The 25,758-nt window shown below is 72.7% G+C and carries 22 protein-coding genes and 2 tRNA genes; 14 read left to right on the forward strand and 10 right to left on the reverse strand.

Features of this window, described 5'->3' with window-relative positions; translation table 11 throughout:
* Positions 1 to 17: 17 nt before the first annotated feature.
* Positions 18 to 94, forward strand: a tRNA-Arg gene (locus DRV96_RS11490).
* Between the two features lie 71 nt (positions 95 to 165).
* Here DRV96_RS11490 and DRV96_RS11495 read toward each other — a convergent pair.
* Both DRV96_RS11495 and DRV96_RS11500 read right to left on the reverse strand, forming a co-directional pair.
* A complete protein-coding gene (locus DRV96_RS11495) occupies positions 166 to 1,320 on the reverse strand; it encodes an aminotransferase class V-fold PLP-dependent enzyme (protein WP_119291201.1) in 1,155 nt (384 codons plus the stop codon).
* 119 nt (positions 1,321 to 1,439) lie between these two features.
* A complete protein-coding gene (locus DRV96_RS11500; protein WP_419187051.1) occupies positions 1,440 to 2,852 on the reverse strand; it encodes a coniferyl aldehyde dehydrogenase in 1,413 nt (470 codons plus the stop codon).
* A 227-nt stretch (positions 2,853 to 3,079) separates the two neighbouring features.
* Between DRV96_RS11500 and paaI the strand changes: the two genes are divergently transcribed.
* From paaI to DRV96_RS11560, 12 genes are all read left to right on the forward strand, one after another.
* On the forward strand, positions 3,080 to 3,526 hold the full coding sequence (gene paaI / locus DRV96_RS11505; protein WP_119291141.1) for a hydroxyphenylacetyl-CoA thioesterase PaaI: 447 nt from the start codon (positions 3,080 to 3,082) through the stop codon (positions 3,524 to 3,526).
* A 58-nt stretch (positions 3,527 to 3,584) separates the two neighbouring features.
* Positions 3,585 to 4,907, forward strand: coding sequence for a phenylacetate--CoA ligase PaaK (gene paaK / locus DRV96_RS11510; protein ID WP_119291144.1), 1,323 nt, complete (start codon positions 3,585 to 3,587; stop codon positions 4,905 to 4,907).
* A gap of 11 nt (positions 4,908 to 4,918) precedes the next feature.
* Positions 4,919 to 5,923, forward strand: coding sequence for a 1,2-phenylacetyl-CoA epoxidase subunit PaaA (gene paaA, locus DRV96_RS11515; protein WP_119291146.1), 1,005 nt, complete (start codon positions 4,919 to 4,921; stop codon positions 5,921 to 5,923).
* Positions 5,924 to 6,082: 159 nt separating this feature from the next.
* Positions 6,083 to 6,373, forward strand: a complete 291-nt coding sequence (gene paaB / locus DRV96_RS11520; RefSeq protein ID WP_119291147.1) for a 1,2-phenylacetyl-CoA epoxidase subunit PaaB — start codon at positions 6,083 to 6,085, stop codon at positions 6,371 to 6,373.
* 7 nt (positions 6,374 to 6,380) lie between these two features.
* On the forward strand, positions 6,381 to 7,181 hold the full coding sequence (paaC, locus tag DRV96_RS11525; RefSeq protein WP_119291150.1) for a 1,2-phenylacetyl-CoA epoxidase subunit PaaC: 801 nt from the start codon (positions 6,381 to 6,383) through the stop codon (positions 7,179 to 7,181).
* Positions 7,181 to 7,705 (forward strand): 1,2-phenylacetyl-CoA epoxidase subunit PaaD, encoded by a 525-nt coding sequence (paaD, locus tag DRV96_RS11530; protein ID WP_119291203.1) that lies wholly within the window; start codon positions 7,181 to 7,183, stop codon positions 7,703 to 7,705. Before paaC ends, paaD begins: the two co-directional genes overlap by 1 nt.
* Positions 7,702 to 8,790, forward strand: a complete 1,089-nt coding sequence (paaE, locus tag DRV96_RS11535) for a 1,2-phenylacetyl-CoA epoxidase subunit PaaE (protein ID WP_119291153.1) — start codon at positions 7,702 to 7,704, stop codon at positions 8,788 to 8,790. The genes paaD and paaE overlap by 4 nt, the downstream gene beginning before the upstream one ends.
* 13 nt (positions 8,791 to 8,803) lie before the next feature.
* Positions 8,804 to 9,418, forward strand: coding sequence for a TetR/AcrR family transcriptional regulator (locus DRV96_RS11540; protein WP_119291155.1), 615 nt, complete (start codon positions 8,804 to 8,806; stop codon positions 9,416 to 9,418).
* 12 nt (positions 9,419 to 9,430) lie between these two features.
* On the forward strand, positions 9,431 to 11,482 hold the full coding sequence (gene paaZ / locus DRV96_RS11545; protein WP_210757031.1) for a phenylacetic acid degradation bifunctional protein PaaZ: 2,052 nt from the start codon (positions 9,431 to 9,433) through the stop codon (positions 11,480 to 11,482).
* 112 nt (positions 11,483 to 11,594) lie between these two features.
* Positions 11,595 to 11,999: a YkvA family protein gene (locus DRV96_RS11550; protein ID WP_119291157.1), complete on the forward strand. Its 405-nt coding sequence runs from the start codon at positions 11,595 to 11,597 to the stop codon at positions 11,997 to 11,999.
* The gene (locus DRV96_RS18585; RefSeq protein ID WP_162911024.1) at positions 11,996 to 12,748 is read left to right on the forward strand and encodes a thermonuclease family protein; all 753 of its coding nucleotides are present in this window, start codon (positions 11,996 to 11,998) and stop codon (positions 12,746 to 12,748) included. Before DRV96_RS11550 ends, DRV96_RS18585 begins: the two co-directional genes overlap by 4 nt.
* Positions 12,749 to 12,962: 214 nt before the next feature.
* Positions 12,963 to 13,469 (forward strand): hypothetical protein, encoded by a 507-nt coding sequence (locus DRV96_RS11560; RefSeq protein ID WP_119291160.1) that lies wholly within the window; start codon positions 12,963 to 12,965, stop codon positions 13,467 to 13,469.
* Positions 13,470 to 13,494: 25 nt separating this feature from the next.
* On the opposite strand, the gene DRV96_RS11565 is transcribed toward DRV96_RS11560, so the two are convergent.
* The 6 genes from DRV96_RS11565 to DRV96_RS11590 form a co-directional block, all read right to left on the reverse strand.
* A complete protein-coding gene (locus DRV96_RS11565) occupies positions 13,495 to 14,346 on the reverse strand; it encodes a gamma-glutamyl-gamma-aminobutyrate hydrolase family protein (protein ID WP_119291162.1) in 852 nt (283 codons plus the stop codon).
* A 40-nt stretch (positions 14,347 to 14,386) separates the two neighbouring features.
* Entirely contained in the window at positions 14,387 to 15,310 is a 924-nt protein-coding gene (gene rocF / locus DRV96_RS11570) for an arginase (protein ID WP_119291164.1), read from the reverse strand.
* Positions 15,311 to 15,314: 4 nt separating this feature from the next.
* Positions 15,315 to 16,220 carry an LOG family protein gene (locus DRV96_RS11575; RefSeq protein ID WP_119291166.1) on the reverse strand — a complete coding sequence of 302 codons (906 nt, stop codon included), beginning with the start codon at positions 16,218 to 16,220 and terminating at the stop codon, positions 15,315 to 15,317.
* Between the two features lie 32 nt (positions 16,221 to 16,252).
* Entirely contained in the window at positions 16,253 to 17,008 is a 756-nt protein-coding gene (locus DRV96_RS11580) for a HesA/MoeB/ThiF family protein (RefSeq protein ID WP_119291168.1), read from the reverse strand.
* A gap of 82 nt (positions 17,009 to 17,090) precedes the next feature.
* The gene (locus DRV96_RS11585; protein ID WP_119291170.1) at positions 17,091 to 18,527 is read right to left on the reverse strand and encodes a S41 family peptidase; all 1,437 of its coding nucleotides are present in this window, start codon (positions 18,525 to 18,527) and stop codon (positions 17,091 to 17,093) included.
* A 184-nt stretch (positions 18,528 to 18,711) separates the two neighbouring features.
* Positions 18,712 to 19,806 (reverse strand): ABC transporter ATP-binding protein, encoded by a 1,095-nt coding sequence (locus DRV96_RS11590; RefSeq protein WP_119291172.1) that lies wholly within the window; start codon positions 19,804 to 19,806, stop codon positions 18,712 to 18,714.
* A 76-nt stretch (positions 19,807 to 19,882) separates the two neighbouring features.
* Between DRV96_RS11590 and DRV96_RS11595 the strand changes: the two genes are divergently transcribed.
* Positions 19,883 to 21,505, forward strand: coding sequence for an ABC transporter permease (locus DRV96_RS11595; protein ID WP_119291174.1), 1,623 nt, complete (start codon positions 19,883 to 19,885; stop codon positions 21,503 to 21,505).
* Positions 21,506 to 21,508: 3 nt separating this feature from the next.
* On the opposite strand, the gene DRV96_RS11600 is transcribed toward DRV96_RS11595, so the two are convergent.
* A tRNA-Arg gene (locus DRV96_RS11600) sits at positions 21,509 to 21,583 on the reverse strand.
* Between the two features lie 31 nt (positions 21,584 to 21,614).
* Complete coding sequence (locus tag DRV96_RS11605; protein WP_162911025.1) at positions 21,615 to 25,754, reverse strand: translocation/assembly module TamB domain-containing protein; 4,140 nt, start codon at positions 25,752 to 25,754, stop codon at positions 21,615 to 21,617.
* Positions 25,755 to 25,758 lie beyond the last annotated feature (4 nt).

Below are 25,758 nucleotides of genomic sequence, written 5' to 3' on the forward strand. Positions count from 1 at the left end.
TATACTGTGCGGCTTGAGCGGCTGTAGCTCAGTTGGATAGAGTACTTGGCTACGAACCAAGGGGTCGTGGGTTCGAATCCTGCCAGCCGCGCCAGACGATGAACGGGCCGCACCTGTGAAGGTGCGGCCCGTTTGCTTTGGGGCGGCGCGTCGTCGCTCGGCCGATCAGGCCGCCTTGCGCGGCGCGCGCGCCGCAAGCGCCTGCGTAAGCGCCGCCTCGAGGTAGCCCACCGTGCGGTCGACGTGCATCAGCTTGTCGAGACCGAACAAGCCGATGCGGAAGGTGCGGAAGTCCGGCCCCTCGTCGCACTGCAGCGGCACGCCGGCGGCGGTCTGCAGGCCGAGCGCGACGAAGGCCTTCGCGCTGGCGAGGTCGGGGTCGTCGGTATAGCTGACGACGACGCCCGGTGCCTGGAAGCCGGCGGCGGCGACGCTGCGCAAACCGTGCCCCTCGAGCAGCGCGCGCACGCGCTGGCCGAGCTCGATCTGCCGCGCGCGCAGCAGCTCGAAGCCCAGCGCCTTGGTCTCGGCCATCGCGTCGCGCGTGCGCGCGAGCGCGTCGGTGGGCATCGTCGTGTGGTAGCCGAAGCTGCCGGCCTTGTAGGTGTCCATCATCGCGAGCCACTTCTTCAGGTCGCACGCGAAGCTGGTGCTGGTGGTGTCCTCGATGGCCGCGCGCGCGCGCTCCGACAGCATCACGAACGCGCAGCCCGGCGAGCCGGTCCAGCCCTTCTGCGGCGCGCTGACGAGCAGGTCGACGCCGGTGGCGCGCATGTCGACCCACATCGCGCCCGAGGCGATGCAGTCGAGCACGAACAGGCCGCCCACTTCGTGCGTGGCGTCGGCCACCGCGCGCAGGTAGGCGTCGGGCAGGATCATCCCGGCGGCGGTCTCGACGTGCGGCGCGAACACCATCGCCGGGCGCTCGCGGCGGATCGTGGCGACCACCTCGTCGAGCGGCGCGGGCGCCCACGGCGCCTGCGCGCCGGGCTCGGTGCGGCGTGCCTTGAGGACGATCTCGCGCGACGGGATGCGCCCCATCTCGAAGATCTGCGTCCAGCGGTAGCTGAACCAGCCGTTGCGGATCACGAGGCAGGTCTTGCCGGTGGCGAACTGGCGCGCCACCGCCTCCATGCCGAAGGTGCCGCTGCCGGGGATCACCGCGGTGGCGTGCGCGCCGTAGACCTCCTCGAGGATCGCGGCGATGTCGCGCATCACGCCGCCGAACTTGCGCGACATGTGGTTCAGCGCGCGATCGGTGTAGACGACCGAGTATTCGAGCAGGCCGTCGGGGTCGACGTCGGGCAGCAGGCCGGGCATGGCGGTCTCCGTGGCGGGCAAGTCGGCAACAGCCCGGCAGGTTAACACCCGGCGCGCCGGCGCGGGGCCGGCCACGGCCACAGGCCCCCGCGACGCAGGGGCCTCGCCGGCGGGGCGCGTCAGGAGCGCTTCATCAGCTTGAGCATCTTGTGCGCCAGCGGCCGGTACGGCGGCAGGAACAGCGACATCGCGTTGACCTTGGCCTGCCAGACGACGGGCTTGAGCTTGCTGAAGGTCTCGAAGCCCCAGCGGCCGTGGTAGTGGCCCATGCCCGAGTGGCCGACGCCGCCGAACGGCAGCTCGTATTGCGCGACGTGCAGCAGCGTGTCGTTGACGGTGACGCCGCCGGCGTGCGTGCGCTCGAGCGCGCGCTGCGTGCGCTGGCGGTCGTCGTCGAACCAGTACAGCGCGAGCGGGCGCGGGCCGGCGTTGACGTGCGCGATCGCGTCGTCGACGCCGTCGTACGGCAGCACGGGCAGCAGCGGGCCGAAGATCTCGTCGGTGGCCAGCGCGTTATTAGGCGGCACGTCGAACACGAGCTGCGGCGCGAGCCGGTGGCCGGCGTCGTCGCGCTGCACGCCGGCAAACAGCGGCTCGGCGCGCGCGCCACGCGCCAGCGCGTCGTCGAGCGCCGCCGTCAGCCGCCGGTACTGGCGCGCATCGACGACGCTGCAGTAGTGCACATCGGCCAGGCCCTGCGGGTACAGCCTGCGCGCGCAGGCGCGCGCCGCCTCGACGAAGGCGTCGATCTCGCCGCGCGGCAGCAGCACGTAGTCGGGCGCGATGCAGGTCTGGCCGGCGTTGATCAGCTTGCCCACCAGGATGCGCTCGACGGCCTTCGCGAGCGGGTAGCCGGGCGCGACGACGGTGGGCGACTTGCCGCCGAGTTCGAGCGTGACCGGCGTCAGGTTGGCCGCGGCGGCGGCCATCACCTTGCGCCCGACCGACGTCGAGCCGGTGAACAGCAGGTGGTCGAACGGCAGCGCGGCGAACTGCGCGGCCACCTGCGCGTCGCCGGTGACGACGTCGACCTCGTCGGGCTTGAACGCCTTGGCGCACAGTGTGGCGAACAGCGCGCTGAAACGCGGCGTGTATTCGCTCATCTTGACCAGCACGCGGTTGCCCGCGGCGATCGCGGCGGCCATTGGCGCGACGGCGAGGAACAGCGGGTAGTTCCACGGCACGATGATGCCGACGACCCCCAGCGGCTGCGGCAGCACCTGCGCGCCGGCCGGCAGGAACCACTTGGCCACCGGTGCGCGCTGCGGCTTCATCCAGCCGCGGCCCTCGCGCAGCGCGACCTTGACTTCCTCGAGGCTGGGCCAGACCTCGGCGAGGTCGGTCTCGAAGCGCGGGCGGCCGCCGAAGTCGGCATCGATGGCCTGCGCGATCTCGGGTTCGTGCGCCGTCAGCAGTTTCTGCAGCCGGCGCAGGCGGTCGGCACGCACCGCCCACGCGGGGTAGGGCTCGGCAGCGAACGCGGTGCGCTGCGCCTCGAGGCGTTGCGCGAGGGCGGTGGGGGCGTCGGGCATCTTCATGCGGGCATCGTAGTCGGCGGCGCCGGCCTCGGGTGGAGGCGCGGCTCCAGACCGCGGCGGTGGTGGTTGGGTCAGGGTTTTCATGGGTATGCGTGACTTGAGTCAAGGGGCGGCGCCCGTTAATATTGACCGACCGGTTGGTCGAAAATAGCAGACCTGATCGCGGATCGCCCGCGGCAGCCCCGGCTTGGCCGATCGCTCCTTCATTGCCCGAGGTTTCGATGTCGCACCGCACCCCGCAGCAAATCGCCGACCACGTGCGCGAAGGCATGTTCGCCAACGACCGCGCGTCCAAGGCGCTCGGGATGCAGGTGCTCGAGGTGACGCCCGGGCGCGCGGTGCTGACGATGACGGTGCGCGAAGACATGGTCAACGGGCACGACATCTGCCACGGCGGCCTGATCGCGACGCTCGCCGACTCGGCGTTCGCGTTCGCGTGCAACTCGTACAACGAGCTGACGGTGGCGTCGGGGTTCTCGATCGACCTGATCGCGCCGGCGCGCCTGGGCGACGTGCTGACCGCCACCTGCGTCGAGATTTCGAAGACCGGCCGCACCGGCGTCTACGACACCGAGGTGCGCAACCAGCGCGGCGAGCGCATCGCGGTGTTCCGCGGCCGCTCGTACACCGCGAAGGGCCGCCCCGCGGTGCCCGAGGCCCAAGGCTGATCCGCCGTCGACCGACCGCCGTCGACACCGAACACGAAGAAGGCAGGAGACACCCCCGATGCCCGTCAAGCATCCCGCCCCCGGCGATCTCGAACCGATCGAGACCGCCAGCCGCGACGAACTGGCCGCTGTGCAACTGCGCCGCCTGCAGCAGACGCTGGTGCACGCCTACGAGAACGTGCCGCACTACCGCGCCGCGTTCGACGCGAAGGGCGTGCACCCGTCGGACTGCAAGTCGCTCGCCGACCTGGCCAAGTTCCCGTTCACGACGAAGAAGGACCTGCGCGACAACTACCCGTTCGGCATGTTCGCGGTGCCGCGCGAGCGCGTCGTGCGCATCCACGCGAGCAGCGGGACGACCGGCAAGCCGACCGTGGTCGGCTACACGCAGGCCGACATCGACACCTGGGCGAATCTGGTCGCGCGCAGCATCCGCGCGTCGGGCGGGCGGCCGGGCGACATCGTGCACGTGGCCTACGGCTACGGCCTGTTCACCGGGGGGCTCGGCGCGCACTACGGCGCCGAACGGCTGGGCTGTACCGTGATCCCCATGTCGGGCGGCCAGACCGAGAAGCAGGTCCAGCTGATCACCGACTTCCGGCCCGACATCATCATGGTCACGCCGAGCTACATGCAGGTGATCATCGAGGAGATGGAGCGCCAGGGGCTTGACCCGCGCGCCAGTTCGCTGAAGGTCGGCATCTTCGGCGCCGAGCCGTGGACCGAGGCGATGCGCCACGACATCGAGGTGCGCGCCGGCATCGACGCGGTCGACATCTACGGGCTGTCCGAAGTGATGGGTCCGGGCGTGGCCAACGAGTGCATCGAGGCGAAGGACGGCCCGGTGATCTGGGAAGACCACTTCTACCCCGAGATCATCGACCCCGACACCGGCGAGGTGCTGCCCTACGATCCAGCCAAGGGAACCGAGGAGGGCGAACTCGTCTTCACGACGCTGACGAAGGAAGCGCTGCCGGTGATCCGCTACCGCACGCGCGACCTCACGCGCCTGTTGCCGCCGACCGCGCGCAGCATGCGCCGCATGGGCAAGATCGTCGGGCGCAGCGACGACATGCTGATCATCCGCGGTGTCAACGTGTTCCCGACGCAGATCGAGGAGATCGTGCTGCAGCACGGCGCGCTGTCGGGGCAGTACCAGCTCGTCGTCACGCGCAGCGGCCACCTCGACGAGCTGCAGGTGCTCGTCGAGCTGCTGCCGCAGTACGCCAACGCCGAGCGCGACGCGATCGCGCACGAACTGCAGCACCGCATCAAGAACCTGATCGGCGTCAGCACGACGGTCAGCGTCGGCGCCCCCGAGTCGATCGAGCGCACGCTCGTCGGCAAGGCGCGCCGGGTCATCGACAAGCGACCCCGTTGAAGGAGCGAAGGATGTACACGCAGGCGATGGACGTCGAAGGCGCCGAGAAGGCCAAGCCGGTCACGACGCTCGAAGAGGCCGAACTGATGAAGCGCTTCGATGCGCGCATCGACGACGGCGGCTTCATCGAGGCCAAGGACTGGATGCCCGAGCACTACCGCAAGACGCTGGTGCGCCAGATCAGCCAGCACGCGCACAGCGAGATCGTCGGCATGCTGCCCGAGGGCAACTGGGTCACGCGCGCGCCGACGCTCAAGCGCAAGGCGATCCTGCTCGCCAAGATCCAGGACGAGGGCGGCCACGGCCTGTACCTGTACGCCGCCGCGGAGACGCTGGGCACGAGCCGCGACCAGATGCTCGACGCGCTGCACAGCGGCCGCGCGAAGTACAGCAGCATCTTCAACTACCCGACGCTGACCTGGGCGGATGTGGGCGTCATCGGCTGGCTCGTCGACGGCGCGGCGATCATGAACCAGGTGCCGCTGTGCCGCTGCAGCTATGCGCCCTATGCACGCGCGATGATCCGCATCTGCCGCGAGGAGAGCTTCCACCAGCGCCAGGGCTACGACGCGCTGCTCGTGATGATGCGCGACGGCACCGAGGCGCAGCGCGCGATGGTGCAGGACGCCGTCAACCGCTGGTGGTGGCCGAGCCTGATGATGTTCGGCCCGCCCGACGCCGAGAGCGTGCACAGCGCGCAGAGCATGCGCTGGGGCATCAAGCGCATCAGCAACGACGACCTGCGGCAGAAGTTCGTCGACGCCACCGTGCCGCAGGCGCAGGTGCTCGGCGTCACGCTGCCCGACCCCGACCTGCGCTGGAACGAGGAGCGCGGCCACTGGGACTTCGGCGCCATCGACTGGGCCGAGTTCTGGCGCGTCGTCGGCGGCGACGGCCCGTGCAACAAGGAGCGCCTGGCCGCGCGCGTCAAGGCCTGGGACGACGGCGCGTGGGTGCGCGAGGCGGCACTCGCCCACGCCGCGAAGAAGGCCGCACGCGAGCGCAAGGCGGCATGACATGGACCACCCCCGAAGCGCCTGCGGCGCTCCCCCTCGAGGGGGCGCCGCCTGCGGACCGGCCGAGCCGGATCCGCGGCGGCCGCTTGATTGTTCGCTTTCGGACGTTTGGCGGCAAAGCTGCTGTGATCGCTGCGTCGTCGTAAAGGAGTCACTGCAATGAGCACCGATACCGAATGGCCGCTGTGGGAAGTCTTCGTGCGCACGCGCGCCGGGCTGGACCACAAGCACTGCGGCAGCCTGCACGCGGCCGACGCGGCGATGGCGATCCAGATGGCGCGCGACGTCTACACGCGCCGCCAGGAAGGCTCGAGCATCTGGGTCGTGCGCAGCGACCAGATCGTCGCCAGCGACCCGGGCGACAAGGACATGTTCTTCGACCCGATGGAAGACAAGGTCTACCGCCACCCGACGTTCTACAAGCTGCCCGACGAAGTCAACCACATGTGAGGCGGCGATGAGCGCGTCGATCACGATCCACTGGACCCCGGCCGTGCGCTACCTGCTGCGCCTGGCGGACACCTGCCTGATCTCGGGCCAGCGCCTGGGCGAGTGGTGCGGCCACGCGCCGATCATCGAGGAGGACATCGCGCTGACCAACATGGCGCTCGATCTGATCGGCCAGTCGCGCGCGCTGCTGACGCTGGCCGGCCAGGTCGAGGGGCGCGGCCACGCGCGCACCTACGACGAAGACCAGCTCGCGTTCCTGCGCGACGAGCGCGACTACCTGAACCCGACGCTGGTCGAGCTGCCCAACGGTGCCGGCAAGCCGGGCGACTTCGCGCTCACCGTCGTGCGCAACGCGATGGTCTCGACGTACCTGAAACTGTGGTGGGAGCGCCTGGCAGACTCGAGCGAGCCCGAACTCGCCGCGATCGCCGGCAAGGCCGTCAAGGAAGCGCGCTACCACCAGCAGCACGCCGGCGACTGGCTCGTGCGCCTGGGCGACGGCACCGACGAGTCGCGCCGGCGCGTCGAGGCCGCGCTGGGCAAGCTGTGGCCCTACCACGCCGAGCTGTTCGACGCCGACGAGGTCGATGCCGCGGCGCAGGCCAGCGGCCTGGGCCCGAGCGTCGCGGCGCTGAAGGAGCCGTGGCTCGCCGAGATGCGCGCACTGCTCGACGACGCGACGCTCGCGATGCAGCCCGAGGGCAAGTTCGTCAGCACCGGCCGCCGCGGCGTGCACAGCGAGCACCTGGGCTACATCCTCGCCGAGATGCAGTACCTGCAGCGCGCCTACCCCGGCGGGGCCTGGTGATGTGCGGCGCCGAGGTCGTCTCGCGCGTCGACGCCGCGTGGCGCGCGCTCGACGCCGTGCTCGACCCCGAGGTGCCGGCGCTGTCGGTGCGCGACCTGGGCATCGTGCGCGACGTGATCGACCACGGCGATGCGCTCGAGGTCGTGCTGACGCCGACCTACAGCGGCTGCCCGGCGACCGAGCTGATCGAGAAGAACGTCGTCGACGCGCTGGTCGCCGCCGGGCTCGGGCCGGTGCGCGCGACGACACGCCGCGCGCCGGCGTGGACCACCGACTGGATCAGCGACGAAGGGCGGCGCAAGCTGCGCGAGTACGGCATCGCGCCGCCTGCGGGTCGTGCCGCGGTGAGCGCTGGCGAAGCGCCGATCCGCATCGTGCGGCGCACCGCCGACGAGACGGTGGCCTGCCCGCGCTGCGGCAGCACGCACACCGAGCGCCTCTCGGCCTTCGGCTCCACCGCGTGCAAGGCGCTGTGGCGCTGCCTGGCCTGCCGCGAACCCTTCGAACACTTCAAACCGATATGAGCACGCCGCTGTTCCACCCGCTGCGCGTCAAGCGCATCGAGGCCGACACGCCCGAGTCGGTCATCGTCACGTTCGACGTGCCGCCCGAGCTGCGCGAGGTGTTCGGCTTCACGCAGGGGCAGTACCTGACGCTGCGCACGACGATCGGCGGGCAGGACGTGCGGCGGTCGTACTCGATCTGCGCCGGCGTCGACGACGCCGAGCTGCGCGTGGGCGTGCGCCGCGTCAGGGGCGGCGTGTTCTCGACCTGGATCCACGAGCACCTGAAGCCCGGCGACACGCTGCAGGTGATGGCGCCGCAGGGGCGCTTCTTCGTGCCGATCGAGCCCGAGTCGAAGCGCCACCACCTGGGGATTGCGGGCGGCAGCGGCATCACGCCGATCCTGTCGATCATGAAGACGGTGCTCGCGCGCGAGCCGAAGTCGCGATTCACGCTGATCTACGGCAACCGCACGCTCGCCTCGACGATGTTCAAGGAAGAGCTCGAGGACCTGAAGAACGCCTACATGACGCGCCTCGTGCTGCAGCACGTGTTCTCCGACGAGCCGACCGACGCGCCGATCAACCACGGGCTGCTCGACCGCGCGAAGATCGCCGAGTTCCTGCGCACGCTGGTGCCCGCCGCCGAGATCGACCACGCCTACGTCTGCGGCCCGTTCCAGATGAACGACGAGGCGCAGGCCGCGCTCGTCGAGGCCGGTGTGCCCGAGTCGCGCGTGCACATCGAGCGCTTCGGCGTCGCGCCGACCGAGGCCGGCAAGGTCGACGCCGTCGTCCACGAGGCCAAGCCCGGCGACGCCGAGCGCTCGCGCGTCGTGATCATCCGCGACGGGATGACGCGCGAGATCGAGTTCAAGCGCGAGCAGCCGAGCATCCTCGACGCAGCCGCCGCGGCCGGGCTCGAGGTGCCGTTCTCGTGCACGTCGGGCGTGTGCGGCACGTGCCGCGCGAAGCTGCTCGAAGGTCAGGTGCGGATGGACCGCAACTTCGCGCTCGAGAAGGACGAAGTCGCCGCCGGCTTCGTGCTGACGTGCCAGTCGCACCCGCTGACCGAGCGCGTCGTGCTGTCGTTCGACGAGCGCTGAACCGCCGCCGACGATGGCCCGCGGCCGCGCCGCCACCTACGACGACCAGCGCGAGGCCATCCTCGCGCGCGCGGCCGAGCTGTTCGCGCACCGCGGCTACGCCGCGACGACGATGAACGACATTGCCGACGCGTGCGGGCTGTCGAAGGCGACGCTCTACCACTATTACCCCGACAAGCAGGCGCTGCTGGTGTCGATCTGCGAAGGCCACGTGACGACGCTGCGCGCACTCGTCGACGATGTCGACGCGCTGCGCCTGCCGCCCGAGGCGCGGCTGCGCGAGCTGATCCGCCGTTTCGTGCAGGCCTACGCCGGCGCGCAGCACGCGCACCGTGTGCTCACGGAGGACGTGCGCTTCCTCGACGACGCCGACCGCGAGCGCGTGCTCGGCACCGAGCGCGCGCTGGTGGCCGGCATCGCCCGCACCGTGGCCGCCGTGCGCCCCGAGCTGGCGCAGGCGCACCTGGCCAAGCCGCTGACGATGCTGCTGTTCGGCATGATCAACTGGATGTTCACGTGGGTGCGCCCCGACGGCCCACTCGACCACGACGCGCTGGCGCCGATCGTCGCCGACCTGTTCCTCGGCGGGCTGCCGGCGGTCAAGCTGCCGCAGCCCGTCACCGCCTGAAACCGCCTCGAGATGATCACGACCCTTCAAAGCCACATCGCCGGCCGCTGGCTCGGCACCGAACCTGCGCAGGCGCTCAGGAGCGCCATCGACGGCCACGTCGTCGCGCACACGCACGCCGATGCGATCGACTTCGGCGAGGCCGTCGATCACGCGCGGCGCATCGGCGTGCCATCGCTGCTCGCGCTCGACTTCCAGCAGCGCGCGCAGCGGCTGAAGTCGCTCGCGAAGTTCCTCGCCGAGCGCAAGGAGGCGCTGTACGCGGTGTCGGCGCACACCGGCGCGACGCGCGCCGACGGCTGGATCGACATCGAAGGCGGCATCGGCACGCTGTTCGCGTACGCCGGCATCGGCGGCAACGACCTGCCGTCGGGCAACCTGCTGCACGAGGGCCCGCCGGTGCCGCTGGGCAAGGGCGGCGGCTTCGCCGGCACGCACGTGCTGGTGCCGCGCGGCGGCGTCGCGGTGCACGTCAACGCGTTCAACTTCCCGGTGTGGGGCCTGCTCGAGAAGTTCGCCCCGGCCTTCCTCGCCGGCATGCCGTGCATCGGCAAGCCCGCGACCGCGACGAGCTACCTGACCGAGGCTCTGGTGCGGCTGATCGACGAGTCGGGGCTGCTGCCCGAGGGTGCACTGCAGCTCGTGATCGGCGGCGTCGGCGACCTGTTCGACCGCCTCGACGGGCGCGACGTCGTCACCTTCACCGGCAGCGCCGACACCGCGGCGAAGCTGCGCGTGCACCCGAACCTGGTGCGCCAGAGCGTGCCGTTCAACGCCGAGGCCGACAGCCTGAACTGCGCGATCCTCGCGCCCGACGTGAGCCCCGACGACGAAGAGTTCGACCTCTTCGTCAAGGAGGTCGCGCGCGAGATGACGGTCAAGGCCGGGCAGAAGTGCACCGCGATCCGCCGCGCGATCGTGCCGCGGCGCCACCTCGACGCGGTCGCGCAGGCGCTCAAGGCTCGGCTGGCCAAGACCGTGGTCGGCGACCCGGCGGTCGAGGGCGTGAAGATGGGCGCGCTCGCGTCGCACGCGCAGGTGGCCGACGTCGCCGCGAAGGTCGCGCGGCTGCGCGAGGCCGCCGAGGTGGTCTACGACGGCGGGCCGGGCTTCGCGCCGGTCGGCGAGGGCACGGCGAACGGCGCATTCTTCGCACCGACGCTGCTCGCGTGCGCGAAGCCGTTCGACGTCGGCGTCGTGCACGAGGTCGAGGCGTTCGGGCCGGTCAGCACGCTGATGCCGTACGACGAGCTCGACGAGGCGCTCGCGCTCGCCGCGAAGGGGCAGGGCAGCCTGGTCGGCACACTCGTCACGCGCGATCCGGCGATCGCCGCGAAGGCGGTGCCGGTGGCCGCGGCGCTGCACGGGCGCTGGCTCGTGCTCGACCGCGAGGCGGCGAAGGAGTCGACCGGCCACGGCTCGCCGCTGCCGCCGCTCAAACATGGCGGGCCGGGGCGCGCCGGTGGCGGCGAGGAGCTCGGCGGCGTGCGCGCCGTCAAGCACTACCTGCAGCGCTGTGCGGTGCAGGGCTCGCCCACGATGCTCGCCGCCGTCACCGGCGAGCACGTGCGCGGTGCCAAGGTGCGCGAGGGCGACGTGCACCCCTTCCGCAAGCACTTCGAGGACCTGCGCATCGGCGACTCGCTGCTGACGCACCGGCGCACGGTGACCGAAGCCGACATCGTCGCCTTCGGCGGCATCTCGGGCGACTACTTCTACATGCACTTCGACGAGATCGCCGCGAAGGACAGCCCGTTCGGCAAGCGCATCGCCCACGGCTATTTCGTGCTGTCGGCGGCGGCCGGCCTGTTCGTGTCGCCTGCGCCGGGCCCGGTGCTCGCCAACTACGGCCTCGACACGCTGCGCTTCGTCAAGCCGGTGGGCATCGGCGACACGATCCAGGCACGGCTGACCTGCAAGCGCAAGACCGACCGCGGCCGCACCGACGCCAAGGGCGTCGGCCAGGGCGTCGTCGCGTGGGACGTCGAGGTGACGAACCAGGCGGGCGAGATCGTCGCCAGCTACGACATCCTGACGCTGGTGGCCAAGCGCGGCGGCAACTGACGGCGTTTCGGCCGCCGTTTCGGCGCCGTCGCCGCGGCGCGCCCCGCTATAGTGGGGGATGCCTGCGACGGCCCGTGCATTGCGACCGAGACCCTCGACCGGGAGCCGACCGATGGAGCGTGCCAAGCCGTGGTGGCGTCGCCTCGAGCCGGGGCGGCTGCCGGTGCTGCTGCTCGCGCTGTGGAAGCTGTGGCGGCACCCGGACACGCCGTGGGCACCGAAGCTCGTCGCGGTCGCCGTGGTGGCGTATGCGCTGAGCCCGATCGACCTGATCCCCGACTTCATCCCGCTGCTCGGCCAGCTCGACGACGCGCTGCTGCTGCCGCTGGGCATTGCGCTGGCGGTGTGGCTGACGCCGGCCGAACTGTGGCAGGCGCGGCTACGCGAGGCCGAGGCGCACGCCGAGCGGCTGCCCCGCCTGATGGCCGGCGCGGTGGCCGTCGTCGTCGTGTGGCTCGCGCTGCTCGGTCTGCTCGGCGTCGGGCTGTGGCACCTGTTCGCGAAAGGATCGTCATGAGCCTGTCCATCGGTTCGCTCGCCGCGATGCTGCTGGCGCTGGCCACCGGCGTGCTCACGAGCGCCGCGCCGGCGCGCGCGGCCACCGAGATCACCGGCACCGTCGTCCACGTCGTCGACGGCGACAGCGTCAGCTTCGTGCCGGCGGGCGGCGGCGAGCCGATCGCGGTGCGGCTGCAGGGCATCGACGCGCCCGAGATCTGCCAGCCCTGGGGCCCGCAGGCGCGTGACGCCCTCGCCGAGCACGTGCAGGGGCACACGCTGCGCCTCGTCGTGCAGGGGCGCGACGAGCACGGCCGCACGCTGGGCAGGCTGCTGCGCGGCGACCTCGACATCGGCGAGCGCCTGGTGCGCGACGGACATGCGTGGAGCTACCGCTACAAGCACGACCGCGGCCCCTTCGTCGCGCAGGAGCGCATGGCGCAGTCGCTCAAGCGCGGGCTGCATGCCGATCCCGGCGCGCTGATGCCGCGCGAGTTCCGCCGCCGCCACGGGCCGTGCCAGGATGCCGCCCAGGGGCCGGTCGCGCCGGCGGCCATCGCGGCGACGTCGTCAGGCACCGCGGCCAAGGCGACGACGGGCACGGTGCTGTCGCTGCGCGGCGATGCACGCCGCTGCGACGGCCGCACGCAGTGCAGCCAGATGACGTCGTGCGAGGAGGCGACCTGGTTCCTGCGCCACTGCCCGGGCACACAGATGGACGGTGACGGCGACGGCATCCCGTGCGAGCGCCAGTGGTGCGCGCGCTGAACGTCACGATCCCCGCCCGACCGGCGAACGCAGCGCTGATGGCCTGACCGCCCCCTCGACGAGGGGGTCACCGTGCGTGACAAATTACCACCGGCGCCGGTCGCGCCCGACGGGTGCTGTCGGCTGCGTCCGTGACGGCGTGACAATCGCTTACACCTGCGTTTCGATGGCGCCACCTGAGGCCATCGAGGGTGACTGGAACCCGGTCCGAGTCATGGCGTTCGATTTCTTCCGCCGATCCAACGAGTCGCGTGCTGCGCGCGAGGCGCGCGAGCGCGCAGCGCAGCGCGCGGCCGCGAGCCGCGATCCCGAACGCGACCTGAGCGCCAAGCGCGCGCCGTTGCGCCCGCAGGACCTCGCGCTCAGCGAGATCGCGCGCCGCTGGCTCGAGTCGCTGCCGCCCGACGAGCGCCCGCAGGCGCTGGCGGCGCAGTACCCGCGCATCGCGAACCGGATCGCGCTGTGCTGGGGCGACGCGATGCTGGTGGGCAAGGTCCTCGACGACCTGCTCGTCGACCGGCGCGGCGGGCGCCGCGGCTTTCCGCCCGCGGTGCGTCAGGAACTGCTGCGGCTGCGCGCGAGCGACGCGCGTCAGCGCGCGCTGGCGCGCATCGAGGGCCTCGAGGTCGACGAGGTCGACAACGTGCCGTGGAGCCTGCGCACGCTGGCCATCGGCGACCGTCACCGCGACACGCTCAGCGGCGGCCTGGGCGACAGCTGAGCGCCGCACGCGCGCGGCGCGTGCCTCAGGCGTCGACCACCGGGGGCGACGCCGGCGCCGGCCCCGTGTGTGCGCGCATCTTGCGCTCGCGCACCGCGTCGAGGAAGTCCGCGAGGATCGGCCGGCCGTCGAGCTGCTCCTCGTGCAGCGTCTCGAGCGCCATGAACTCGGGGTGCCACTGCATCCCGAACACGTAGCTGGGACCCCGCCAGCGGATCGCCTCGACGAGGCCGTCGGGCACCGCGATCGCCTCGGCCACGAGGTTGCGGCCGAGGTCCTTGACGGCTTGGTGGTGGATCGAGTTGATCGCCGCCTGCAGCGTGCCGGGGTACAGCTGCGCGAGCCGCGTGCCCTGCACCAGGTTGACCGCGTGCAGGCGGCGCTCGTACAGCTCGGCGTCGTGGTGCGCGATGGCCTGCGGCAATTGGGTGGCGATGTCCTGGTACAGCGTGCCGCCGAACGCGACGTTGATCAGCTGGTGGCCGCGGCAGATGCCCAGCACCGGCTTGCCGACCTCGATGAAGGCCTCGAGCAACTGCATCTCGTAGCGGTCGCGCACACGGTCGCCCTGCCAGCGCGGGTCGATCGGCGTTTCACCGTAGGTCTCGGGCGCGATGTCGTTGCCGCCTTGCAGCACCAGCCCGTCGAGCATGTCGGCGTAGCGGCGCAGGCTGATGTCGCGCCGCTTGACGATGCTGTCGGCGTCCACCGCCGGGATCATCACCGCGAGCACGTGGCGCGACATGACCCAGTGCGCGACCGACTGCTCGAGGTAGTGCAGCGTCTTCGTGAACACGCCGCCGATGTCGAGCACCGGCGCGGCCGGGTAGTAGATGCGCGCGGAGATCCCGATCAGCAGCGGGGTCGTGTCGGGCATGGCGTGCGTGGCGGCGGTCGGGGCGGGCCGGGCCAATGTATCAGCCGCGGCGCATCAGCGTGCTCTTGCCGAACAGGCTCTCGATCAGGTCGACGGCCAGCACGGCGGTGCGGTTGCGCACGTCGAGCGCCGGGTTGAGCTCCATCACGTCGAGGCTGGCCAGGCGGCCGCTGTCGGCGATCATCTCCATGCACAGCTGCGCCTCGCGGTACGTCGGCCCGCCGGGCACCGTCGTGCCGACGCCGGGGGCGATCTCGGGGTCGAGGAAGTCGACGTCGAAGCTCACGTGCAGGTGCGTGTGCGCGTCGAGCGTGGCCAGCGCGAGCTCCATCGCGTGGCGCATGCCGTGCTCGTCGATGTAGCGCATGTCGAACACTTCGAGCCCGGCCTCGTGCACGAAGCGCTTCTCGCCGGGGTCGACGCTGCGGATGCCGATCTGGCGGATCTGCCGCGGCAGCAGCGCCGGCGCGGCGCCGGCGATCTCGACGAGCGCGCGCGGGCCGTGCCCGCACAGCACCGCCACCGGCATGCCGTGCAGGTTGCCGCTGGGGGTCAGCACGCTCGTGTTGAAGTCGGCGTGCGCGTCGAGCCACAGCACGCGCAGCTTCTTGCCCGCCTCGCGGCAGTGGCGCGCGACGGCGCCGATGCTGCCGATGGCCAGGCTGTGGTCGCCGCCGAGCACGATCGGCATGCGCGCGGCCTGCAACTCGGCGTGCACGGCGTCGTGCACCGCGTGGCACCACGCGGTGACCTCGTCGAGGTGGCGGTAGCCGTCGACGGCGGGCCGCCACGGGTTCGTCGGCCCGGCGAGGTTGCCGCGGTCGACGACGTCCACGCCATGGGCCTCGAGCGCGGCCACGAGGCCCGCCACACGCAGCGCCTCGGGCCCCATGCTCGCGCCGCGCGCACCGGCACCGACGTCGGTCGGCGCACCGATCAGGCTGACGTGGCGCTGGGCGGTCATGCGGTCAGATGTCGACGGCGAACTCGCCGGTGACGGTCGGCGCCGCGTCGAAGCCGTATTCGCCGGCCAGCACCTCCCACGCCTGCTCGGCGGTCTCGACGTAGTGGAACAGGTGCTTGTCCTTCGCGTCGATCATGCCGGTGTCGACGAGGTGGTCGAAGTCGATCAGCCGCTCCCAGAAGTCGCGCCCGAACAGCAGGATCGGGCGGCGGCGGATCTTGCCCGTCTGCTGCAGCGTCATCACCTCGAACAGCTCGTCGAGCGTGCCGAAGCCGCCGGGGAAGCACACCAGCGCGATGCTGCGGATCAGGAAGTGCATCTTGCGCATCGCGAAGTAGTGGAACTGGAAGCACAGCTGCGGCGTGATGTACGGGTTGGGTGCCTGCTCGTGCGGCAGCACGATGTTCAGCCCGATGCTCTTGCCGTCGACGTCGTGCGCGCCGCGGTTGCCGGCTTCCATGATCCCGGGGCCGCCGCCGGTGCACACGTAGATCGGCGTGTCGAGGTCGCGCGAGCGCAGCGTGACGAGCGCGGCGAAGCGGCGCGCCTCGTCGTAGTAGCGGCTCATCGCGAGCGCCTTCTCGGCGCGCGCGACCGCCTGCGCGTCGCCCGCAGCGCGTGCGGCGTCGAGGCGGCGCTGCGCCTCGTCGGGCGGCAGGATGCGCGCGCTGCCGAAGATCACGATCGTCGACGTGATGCCCTGTTCCTTCTGCACCATCTCGGGCTTGAGCAGCTCGAGCTGCATGCGCACCGGGCGCAGTTCCTCGCGCAGCAGGAACTCGGTGTCGGTGAACGCGAGGCGGTAAGCGCTGTCGGGGCTGGCGTAGCGCTCGGCCGCCGGCACGGCGTGCGCGTCCTCCTGCGCGCTGGGGAAGTTGCGGGCGGTCAGTTCGGCGCGCTTGGTGTCCATCGTCGGGGTTCGTCCGGGCGGGGGAAGGCGTGTCAGCGGTCGCGGCCGGCGCACACCGGACACTGCGGCTGGCGGGGCATGCGGATCTCGGTCCACTCCATCGTGCGCGCGTCGAGCATCTGCAGCCGCCCGGCGAGCGAGCGGCCGACGCCGGCGAGCAGCTTCAGCGCCTCGGCGGCCTGCACGCTGCCGACGATGCCCACCAGCGGCGCGAACACGCCCATCGTCGCGCAGCGCACCTCCTCGAACGTCGCGTCGGGCGGGAACACGCACGCATAGCACGGGCTGGCGGCGTCGCGCACGTCGTAGACCGAGAGCTGGCCGTCGAAGCCGATCGCCGCGCCGGCCACCAGCGGCTTGCGGTGCGCGACGCAGGCCGCGTTGACGGCCTGGCGCGTCGCGAAGTTGTCGCTGCAGTCGAGGACGACGTCGGCGTCGCGCACGAGCGCGTCGAGCGCGGCGGCGTCGGCGCGCTGCACGAGCGCGGTCACGGCGACGTCGGGGTTGATCGCGGCGATGCTGCGCTTGGCCGACTCGGCCTTGGGCAGGCCCACGCGCGCGAGGTCGTGCGCGATCTGGCGCTGCAGGTTGGTCACGTCGACGGTGTCGTGGTCGACGATCGTCAGCCGGCCGACGCCGGCGGTGCCCAGGTACAGCGTCACCGGCGAGCCCAGCCCGCCGGCGCCGATGACGAGCGCGTGCGCGTCGAGCAGGCGCTGCTGGCCGTCGACGCCGATCTCGTCGAGCAGGATGTGGCGCGAATAGCGCAGCAGCTGGTCGTCGGTCATCGGAAAGGACGCATGGCGAATGAAATCGGGGCGCCCTCGGCGCCCCTCATCCTTCATGCCAGGCGCGGCAGGCGGTCGTCCATCACTTGCCGCCGGGGGCTTCGGCCTTGCGCTCGGCCATCGTCTTGCTCGTCGTCACCGGCTGGCCCTTGAGGTGGTTGAGCGCCTGGATCAGCGGGAAGTCCTCCGCGCTGCCGAACTCGGGCAGCGGCTTCGGCGCCTCGTTGCCCTTGGCGGCCTGCTCCTCGAGCTTGCGGCGCGCTTCCTCGCGCGCCTTCTCGCGCGCCGGGTCCTTCTCGTCGGCGCCGTTCATCAGGTGGCGCTCGTAGTCGGCCTCGCGCAGGCGCAGCGCCGAGAACACGTTGCCTTCGGGCGTCTCGTCGATCCACAGGTCGGGCACGATGCCCTTGGCCTGGATCGAGCGCCCCGACGGCGTGTAGTAGCGTGCCGTCGTGATCTTCAGCGCCGTGTCGGCCGACAGCGGGCGCACCGTTTGCACCGAGCCCTTGCCGAAGGTCTGTGCGCCCATGATGGTGGCGCGCTTGTGGTCCTGCAGCGCGCCGGCGACGATCTCGCTGGCCGACGCGGAACCCTCGTTGACGAGGACGACGAGCGGCACCTTCTTGATCGCGTCGGGCAGCCGGCGCAGCGGGTCGCCGGCGGCGCGGCGCACGTAATGTTCCGGCGTCGCGCGGTAGACGGCCTTCGAGTCGGGCACCTGGCCGTTGGTGCTGACGACGACCGCGTCGCGCGGCAGGAACGCCGCCGAGATCGCGATCGCGCCGTCGAGCAGGCCGCCGCCGTTGTTGCGCAGGTCGAGCACGAGGCCCTTGAGGTTCGGGTCCTGCTTGTACAGCTCCTCGACCTTGCGCACGAAGTCCTCGACCGAGTTGTCCTGGAACTGGCTCAGGCGCACCCAGCCGTAGCCCGGCTCGACCATCTTCGCGCGCACGCTTTGCGTGCGGATCTCGGCGCGCGTGATCGTCACCGGGAACGAGCGGTTCTCGGCCTTGCGGAAGATCGTCAGCACGACCTTGGTGTTGGGCTCGCCGCGCATGCGGCGCACGGCCTGGTCCATCGTCATGCCCTTGACCGGGGCGTCGTCGATGCGGGTGATCAGGTCGCCGCTCTTGATGCCGGCCTTGAACGCCGGCGAGCCCTCGATCGGCGAGACGACCTTGACGAGACCGTCTTCCATGCCGATCTCGATGCCCACGCCGACGAAACGGCCCGTGGTGCCCTCGCGGAATTCCTTGAAGCTCTTCTTGTCGAAATACTGCGAATGCGGGTCGAGGCCCGAGACCATGCCCGAGATCGCGTCGGTGATCAGCTTCTTCTCGTCGACCGGCTCGACATAGTCGGTCTTGATCATTCCGAACACGGCGGCGAGCTGCTGCAGCTCCTCGAGCGGCAGCGGTGCGAGCGAGTTGCGCGCGATCGCCTGCACCTGGATCGTGGTCAACGCGCCGGCGAGGGCGCCCACGGCGAGCAATCCGGCGACTTTCAGTTTGGCACCCATGGACGGCGACCTTCAGGCGAGAGTGGACAGCATGGCCCGGCCCGCTGGCGACGGTACCGTGCCTCTTTCGAGAGGGCTGGGCGCCGATCCAGTATACGGCTGGGCGTGCTTTCGAGTGCCGCCGGGCGCGAAAGTTGCGTGACCGTGTCGGCACCGGGGACGGCGGCGCCCGCGGTCGCGCCGCTCAGGCGGCCGACGACGGCCGCGGCTCGCGTGCAAAGGTGACGACGTGGTCAGCCTCGATGCGGATGCCGATCCACTCGCCGACCTGGTGGTCGTGGTGGCTGGGCACGTGTGCCATCACGCGTTCGCCGCTCTCGAGGCGCAGCGTGTAGAGGAACTCGGCGCCGCGGAAGGCCTTGCGCTCGATGCGTGCCTTGACCGGCGACGCGTCGTCGTGCACGACGTCGTCGGCGCGCAGCAACACGTCGCACTCGCCGCCGGGGTAGGCGCTGGGCAGCGGGCACTCGGCCATGTCGTGCAGCTCGCCCAGCGGCGTCATCACGCAGTGGCCGTGTTCGCACTCGACGATGCGCGCCGGCGCGAACACGCCGTGGCCGATGAAGTCGGCGACGAAGCGCGTGGCGGGGCGGTGGTACAGCGCGTAGGCGTCGTCCCACTGCTCGAGGCGGCCGCGGTGCATCACGCCGATCACGTCGCCGACCGCGAACGCCTCGAGCTGGTCGTGCGTGACGAACAGCGCCGTCGTGCCGGTCGTCTTCAGGATCGCGCGCACGTCGTGCGCCAGCCGCTCGCGCAGGTCGACGTCGAGGCTCGAGAACGGCTCGTCGAGCAGCAGCAGCCGCGGCTGCGGCGCCAGCGCGCGCGCCAGCGCGATGCGCTGCTGCTGCCCGCCCGAGAGCTGGTGCGGCGCGCGCTGCGCCGCGTGCCCGAGGCCGACCAGGTCGAGCAGCCGCTGCACGCGCTCGCGCTGCTCGGTGCGCGGCAGGTGGCGGATGCCGAAGGCGACGTTGTCGGCCACGCTCAGGTGCGGGAACAGCGCGTAGTCCTGGAACACCATGCCGATGCGCCGCGCTTCGGGCGCGACGTGCACGCCCTCCGCCGCGTCGGCCACCGTCTCGCCGCCGATCGCGATACGACCGCAGGCCAGCGGTTCGAGACCGGCCACCGCGCGCAGCAGCGAGGTCTTGCCGCACCCCGACGGGCCGATCAGCACGCCGAGCTGCCCGGCGGCCAGACCGAGGCTCACACCCTCGACGGCCGCGCGCGCCGCGGCGCCGGGGTAGCGCACCGTGATCTGCGACAGCTCAAGGAACATGCGCCTATGATAGCCTCGCGCCCGAAATGCGGATTGTTCTTATTCATTGGCGCGACTTCGCGCCAACGGGCCGCTCGTGCGCGTGTTGCTGACGCTGCTGTGCGCGCTGCTCGCGCTGCCGGTGCTCGGTGTGCTCGGCGCCTGGCTCGCGCTAGACGACGCGGCGTGGCGCACGCTCGCGCACCAGTTCGACACCGTGCTGCCGGGTTACGCCGCGCAGTCGCTGGTGCTCGCGGTGTGCGTGGGCGTCGGCGTCGGGGTGCTCGGGGCGGCCACCGCCGCGGCGGTGACGCTGTTCGAGTTTCCCGGCCGGCGCGTCTTCGAGTGGGCGCTGCTGCTGCCGCTGGCGATGCCGGCCTACGTGCTGGCGTACGCCTACACCGACTTCCTGCAGTTCAGCGGTCCGCTGCAGACGGCGCTGCGCGAACTCACCGGCGCGCGCGGCGCGCTGTGGCCCGACGTGCGCAGTCTGCCCGGCGCCGTCGTGCTGTTCGTGCTGTGCCTGTACCCCTACGTCTACCTGCTGACGCGCACGGCGCTCGGCGAGCGCGGCGTGCAGATGATGGAGGCCGCGCGCCTGCTCGGCGCCGGGCTGCGCCGGCGCGTGCTCGAGGTCGCGCTGCCGCTGGCGCGCCCGGCGATCGCCGCCGGCGTCGCCCTCGCGCTGATGGAGACGCTGGCCGACTACGGCGTCGGTGCGTACTTCGGGCTCACGACGTTCTCGACCGGCATCTACAAGGCATGGCTGGTGATGAACGACCGCATCGCCGCCGCGCAGCTCGCGTCGATGCTGCTCGTGCTGGTGGGGCTGCTGCTGTGGGCCGAGCGGCGCGCGCAGGGGCGGCTGCGCTTCGCGACCGCACGGCCCGGCGCCGCGCAGGCCAGCGAGGCGCGGCCGGTCGCGCTGCGCGGCCGCGGCGTGGCGGCGGCGTGGGCGCTGTGCGGGCTGCCGGTGCTGCTGGGCTTCGTGCTGCCGGTGGGAGTGCTCGTGCGCATGCTGTGGCTCGAGGCGGTGCACGCCGAGTTCGGCCTGCCGCTGGCGCGCTTCGCGCAGTGGGCGACGGTGAGCTTCCAGCTCGCGGCCGTCGCCGCCGTCGCGGCGACCTCGCTCGCGCTCGCACTGGGCTTCGTGCTGCGCACGCAAGGCGCGGGCGGCGGGGTGGGCGGCCGCGCGCTGGGCGTCGGCGCGCGTGTCGTCGCGCTCGGCTACGCGGTGCCCGGCGCGGTGATCGCGGTGGGCATCCTGCTGCCGGTGGGCTGGGTGCAGGCGCGCTGGCCGCAGGCGCAGCTGCCGACGCTCGTCACCGGCACGCTGGTCGGGCTGGTCTATGCCTACCTCGTGCGTTTCTCGGCGGTGGCGCTGCAGTCGGTCGAGGCGGGCTACGCGCGCGTGCCGCGCTCGATCGACGACACCGCGCGCATGCTCGGCGCGTCGCGCTGGCGGCTGCTGGCCGAACTGCACGCGCCGCTGCTCAGGCGCTCGGCGCTGGCCGCGGCACTGCTGGTGTTCGTCGACGTGATGAAGGAGCTGCCCGCGACGCTGGTGCTGCGCCCTTTCGGCGCCGACACGCTCGCCGTCGTGGCCTACAACTTCGCGCGCGACGAGCGCCTGGGCGAGGCGGCGCTGCCGTCGCTGGCGATCGTCGCGGTCGGGCTGCTGCCGGTGGTGCTGCTGTCGCGCGCGATGCGCCAGCGCTGAGACTGGTCCCGCCGACAGGAATCGAACCTGTATTTGCCGCTTAGGAGGCGGCCGTTCTATCCATTGAACTACGGCGAGCGGGGCCGCATTGTGCCCGCCGCAGGCAGGCTCAGCGCCAGCGCCAGGTCCAGATCACGTCGAGCGCGGTGTCGGCGCCCGTCTGCGCGCGCACCGTGATGCGCCGCGCGGCACGGTAGATCAGCTGCCAGCTGCCGGTGGCCGCGTTGACGCCGCGCTCGTAGGCCACGTACCAGCGGCGGCTGAGCTGCTTGCCGACGGTGACGACGGTCTCGCGCACCGTCCCGTCCTCGGTCTGCGCGACCGACAGCTCGTCGATCCCCAGCGCGCGCATCAGTGTCGTGTTCGGCCCTTCGCCTTCGCCGGCCAGCAGCGCGAGCGCGACGCTTTGCAGCAGAGCGACGTCGGCGCGCCCGAGGCCGCTGGGCTCGCGCCCGAGCAGCAGCCAAGACAGCTTGTCGACGTCGGGCATCGCCGGGTCGCTGTACAGCCGCACGCGCGGCGCCTGCGCGGTGCCGCCGATCTCGACACCGACCTCGACGTCGAGGTTCGGCCGCACCGCGAGGATGTCGAGCTGGGGGTTGTCGGGCACGCCGGTGAAGACGATCGCGCCGCGGTCGATCTGCAGGCGCTGGCCATAAGCCTGGTAGGTGCCGTCCTCGGCGCGCACGGTGCCGGTGAGCGCCGGTCGACCGCCGGGGGTCGTCAGCGCCAGCTCGCCGCGCAGCAGCGTGTCCAGGCCGCGCCCGCGCAGCCGCAGCTCGCGCCCGAGGTCGACCGCGAGGCGCACGTCGATGCGTCGCTGAGGCGCGCGCGGGCGCGCCGCCGGCGCCGCCGCCTCGCCGCGGCGCACGACGGTGACGTCGTCGTCGAGCGTCGGGGCGTCGGCGCGCGTGAAATCGATCAGCCCGCGGTCGACGCCGAAGCGCCCGTCCAGGCGCAGCGCGTCGCGCGTCAGCGTCGCGTCGGCGCGGCCGCTGACGACGAGCCGGCGGTCGACGCGCCCGAGCAGCTGGAAGCGCTCGGCCACCAGCTGCAGCTGCGCGCGCGGCGCTTCGCCGAACGTCGCGCCGCCGGTGACCTCGATGCTGCCGTCGCCGGCACGCAGCCTCAGCGTCTCGATGCGCGCCTGTTCGCCCGCCAGCGTCAAGCGCAGCACGCCGTCGCGCACGTCGACACCCTGCAGCACGTTGCGCACCGACAGCGCGCTGCCGGTCATCTCGCCGCGGTACTCGGGCGCGCCCAGGCGCCCGCCCAGCGTCGCGCTGGTGTGCAGCTCGCCGCCGAGCCGCCAGCCCGCCGGCAGCCACGGCGCCCACACGCCGACGTTGGCCACGCGCAGCTCGACGACGCCATCGAGCGGTGCGTCGGCGCCGGGCCATGGCGCCGACGGTGCGCTGCGCGCGCGCTGCGCGCCGGCCAGCACGCCGACCTGCGCGCCGGCCAGCGCCTGCGTGAACTCCCACACGCCATCGCGCGCCGTCAGTGCCAGCCGCAGGTCGGTCAGCCCGAGCGGCTGGCGCTGGCCACCCTCGGCCAGCGCGAGGTCGCCGCCGAGCCGCTCGACGACGACGTCGGCCTCGACCTTCTCGGCGCGCCGCCACTGCACGCGCGCGCCGACGCGCAGGTCGCCGACGGCCCCGAAGTCGGGATACAGGCGAGCCAGCATCGCGGCGACGTCGAGCGGCTCGACCTCGGCGTCGAGCGCGATCGTCGCGCCGGCGCCCGGCGCGGCCGCACTCCAGCGCAGCTCGCGCCAGCGCAGCGCGGCGTCGAGCAGCTGCAGCCGCCCGGGTTCGACGCGTGCCTCGCGCACGGCGCCCGCGGCGTCGACGTCGAGCTGCAGCGCCAGCGCGCGCGCCTGCACCCAGCGCGTGTCGATGACGCGCCCGGCGGCGTCGCGCGGCGCAGCGTGCAGGTCGTCGATGCGCGCGTGCCAGCGCCCGCCGCCGCCCACCGCCGCCAGCCAGCGGCCCTCGCCGCGCAGCGCGAGCGTGCTGCCGGCGGCGACCGCCCCGGGCGGCAGCCAGGCGTCGGTCCACGCGGGCGGGCGCAGCGGGCTCGCGGCGTCGAGCTCGATGCGGTGCGCGCGCAGGCTGCCGTCGATGCGCGCGTGCACCGCGTCGAGGGTCTGTTCGCCGCGGGCGAGACCCTCGGCGTCGATCTCGACGCGCAGCGCTTCGTCTGGCCGCGCGGCCGCGTCGAGTGCGAGCGACCAGCGCGCCTGCGCGCGCGCGACGCGGGCCTGCATCGCCTCGACGCCGCGCAGCTCGAGCTCGCCGTCGGTGCGCAACGCCGGCCAGCGGCCGTCGGCGCTCGCACGCGCCTGCAGCGTGCCGGCGCGCGGCCACGCGTCGGTCCACGCCGGCGCGAGCCGCGCGAGCGGCGCCAGCGTGGCGAGCCGCGGCGCGTCGACCTCGGCGCGCCACGCGGTGCCGGCACCGGGGCCGCCACCCGCGCCGTCACCGCGCAGCGCGACGCGGTTGCCGCCGACGTCGGCGTCGAGCGCGACTTGCGGCGCCCCGCCGTCGGCATGCGCCCAGCGCAGCGCCGCCGACAGCGGCACGCCGGCCACGAGGCTGTCGGCGATCTGCACTTCGGCACGCCCGCGCAGCACGGCGAGCGCGTCGGCCGTGGCCGCGGGGGTGGCCGCCGGCGGCAGCGCGAGATCGGCCTGCCAGCGTGCGTCCAGGCGGTGCGGCCCGCGCCGCAGCGGGTCGTCGTCGCGCCCCGGCCACCACAGCAGCGGGTCGAAGCGCGCGAGCTCGCCGCGCGTGGCCAGCGTCCAGCCGGCCGCGTCACGCGAGGCGCGGCCGTCGACGCGGGCCGCGGCCTCGCCGGCCGCGGCGCGCAGTTCGCGCAGCTCGACCTGCCACGCGCCGCGCTCGACGCGGGCGTCGACGCTGGCATCGACGCGCACCGGCGGCGCGGCGGGCAGCGCGCCGACGCGGCCGGCGAGCTGTGCGCGCAACTGGCCCGCCAGCGGCGCGGTCGCGTCGCGCGCCACCGACGCGTCGGGCGACGGCAGGCCCTGCAGCTGCAGCGCGATCGGGCCACCCAGTGTCATCGCCGGCGCGCGCGCGTCGAGTGCGGCGGGCTGCACGTCGGTCAGGCGCGTGTCGAGATCGAGCGTCGTGCCGTGCCAGCGCCCGCGGCCGCTCCAGCGTCCGGCGGCGCCCGAGGCGCCGCCGAGACGGGCGTCGAACGCCGTCAGCTCGACGGTGTCGCGCGCGTCGAGGCGCGCGCGCAGCGTGGCCTTCAGCGCGTGCAGCGGCAGCCGCTGCGCGTCCCAGCGCCCCGGCGCGGCGTTGCGGATCTCGACGTCGGCCTCGAAGGGGGCGTCGAGCGCGCGGCTGCGCACCTCGACGCGCCCCGACAGCCGCGTGCGCGGCGCGGTGCGCGCGAACACCGCGAGGTCGACGTCGTCGGCCTGCATCTGCAGCGCCGCCAGCGGCCACGGCGCGAACGGCAGCAGCGTTGCGCGCAGGTCGAGCGCCGCCGGCGGGTCGCGGTGCTCGGCGCGCGCCTCGACGTCCAGGCGCTGCAGCGGGCCGCGCACCTGCGCCTGCGCCTGCCACGCCGGCGCGGCCGAGCGTGCGTCGAGCGCGAGCTGCAGCGGCAGCTCGCCGCCGGTGGCGACCTCGCCCTGCGCGCGCAGCTGCACGCCGTCGACCGCGAACGCGAGCCGCGGCAGCCGGTGCACCCGCCCGCCGTCGGCGCCGAGCTCGAGCGTGGCGTCGAGCGACTGCAGCGGGGGGGCGTCGTCGATCTCGACGCGCTCGACGCGCAGCTCGACGGCGCGCAGCTGCAGCGGCAGCGCGAGCGAGCGCGGCGGCGCCAGCGGCTCGGCACTGGGCGCGCCGCTGCGCCACTCGACGCGCTGCGCCTGCGGCGCGAGCAGGTCGACGCCGACCCACGCGCCGTCGTGCGGCCGCCAGCGCCACACGAGGTCGTCCCAGCGCAGCTGCTCGATCACGAGCCGCGCGCGGCCGTCGCTCCACTGCACGCGCGCGGCCTCGAATGCCCCGCCGGCCAGCGCGCCGCGCACGCCGCTGACCTGCAGCCCCGGCACCTGCGCGAGCAGCCACGCGATGCCGGCCGAACTGCCAACCAGCCACGCCACGGCCAGCACGAGGGCCAGCGGCAGCCCGAGCGCCAGCATGAGCAGCACGCGCCACGCACGCCGGCGGCGGGGCAGCGGGGCAGCGTCGACGTGAGCGGTGGGATCCATCGGC

Source organism: Azohydromonas sediminis, assembly GCF_003574675.1.
Classification (GTDB): domain Bacteria; phylum Pseudomonadota; class Gammaproteobacteria; order Burkholderiales; family Burkholderiaceae_C; genus Calidifontimicrobium; species Calidifontimicrobium sediminis.

What these genes read in the sequence shown, in the direction of transcription:
- DRV96_RS11495 (WP_119291201.1), bottom strand. Translation starts at nt 1,320, where the DNA reads ATGCCCGGCCTGCTGCCCGACGTCGACCCCGACGGCCTGCTCGAATAC.
- DRV96_RS11500 (WP_419187051.1), bottom strand. Translation starts at nt 2,852, where the DNA reads ATGCCCGACGCCCCCACCGCCCTCGCGCAACGCCTCGAGGCGCAGCGC.
- paaI (WP_119291141.1), top strand. Translation starts at nt 3,080, where the DNA reads ATGTCGCACCGCACCCCGCAGCAAATCGCCGACCACGTGCGCGAAGGC.
- paaK (WP_119291144.1), top strand. Translation starts at nt 3,585, where the DNA reads ATGCCCGTCAAGCATCCCGCCCCCGGCGATCTCGAACCGATCGAGACC.
- paaA (WP_119291146.1), top strand. Translation starts at nt 4,919, where the DNA reads ATGTACACGCAGGCGATGGACGTCGAAGGCGCCGAGAAGGCCAAGCCG.
- paaB (WP_119291147.1), top strand. Translation starts at nt 6,083, where the DNA reads ATGAGCACCGATACCGAATGGCCGCTGTGGGAAGTCTTCGTGCGCACG.
- paaC (WP_119291150.1), top strand. Translation starts at nt 6,381, where the DNA reads ATGAGCGCGTCGATCACGATCCACTGGACCCCGGCCGTGCGCTACCTG.
- paaD (WP_119291203.1), top strand. Translation starts at nt 7,181, where the DNA reads ATGTGCGGCGCCGAGGTCGTCTCGCGCGTCGACGCCGCGTGGCGCGCG.
- paaE (WP_119291153.1), top strand. Translation starts at nt 7,702, where the DNA reads ATGAGCACGCCGCTGTTCCACCCGCTGCGCGTCAAGCGCATCGAGGCC.
- DRV96_RS11540 (WP_119291155.1), top strand. Translation starts at nt 8,804, where the DNA reads ATGGCCCGCGGCCGCGCCGCCACCTACGACGACCAGCGCGAGGCCATC.
- paaZ (WP_210757031.1), top strand. Translation starts at nt 9,431, where the DNA reads ATGATCACGACCCTTCAAAGCCACATCGCCGGCCGCTGGCTCGGCACC.
- DRV96_RS11550 (WP_119291157.1), top strand. Translation starts at nt 11,595, where the DNA reads ATGGAGCGTGCCAAGCCGTGGTGGCGTCGCCTCGAGCCGGGGCGGCTG.
- DRV96_RS18585 (WP_162911024.1), top strand. Translation starts at nt 11,996, where the DNA reads ATGAGCCTGTCCATCGGTTCGCTCGCCGCGATGCTGCTGGCGCTGGCC.
- DRV96_RS11560 (WP_119291160.1), top strand. Translation starts at nt 12,963, where the DNA reads ATGGCGTTCGATTTCTTCCGCCGATCCAACGAGTCGCGTGCTGCGCGC.
- DRV96_RS11565 (WP_119291162.1), bottom strand. Translation starts at nt 14,346, where the DNA reads ATGCCCGACACGACCCCGCTGCTGATCGGGATCTCCGCGCGCATCTAC.
- rocF (WP_119291164.1), bottom strand. Translation starts at nt 15,310, where the DNA reads ATGACCGCCCAGCGCCACGTCAGCCTGATCGGTGCGCCGACCGACGTC.
- DRV96_RS11575 (WP_119291166.1), bottom strand. Translation starts at nt 16,220, where the DNA reads ATGGACACCAAGCGCGCCGAACTGACCGCCCGCAACTTCCCCAGCGCG.
- DRV96_RS11580 (WP_119291168.1), bottom strand. Translation starts at nt 17,008, where the DNA reads ATGACCGACGACCAGCTGCTGCGCTATTCGCGCCACATCCTGCTCGAC.
- DRV96_RS11585 (WP_119291170.1), bottom strand. Translation starts at nt 18,527, where the DNA reads ATGGGTGCCAAACTGAAAGTCGCCGGATTGCTCGCCGTGGGCGCCCTC.
- DRV96_RS11590 (WP_119291172.1), bottom strand. Translation starts at nt 19,806, where the DNA reads ATGTTCCTTGAGCTGTCGCAGATCACGGTGCGCTACCCCGGCGCCGCG.
- DRV96_RS11605 (WP_162911025.1), bottom strand. Translation starts at nt 25,754, where the DNA reads ATGGATCCCACCGCTCACGTCGACGCTGCCCCGCTGCCCCGCCGCCGG.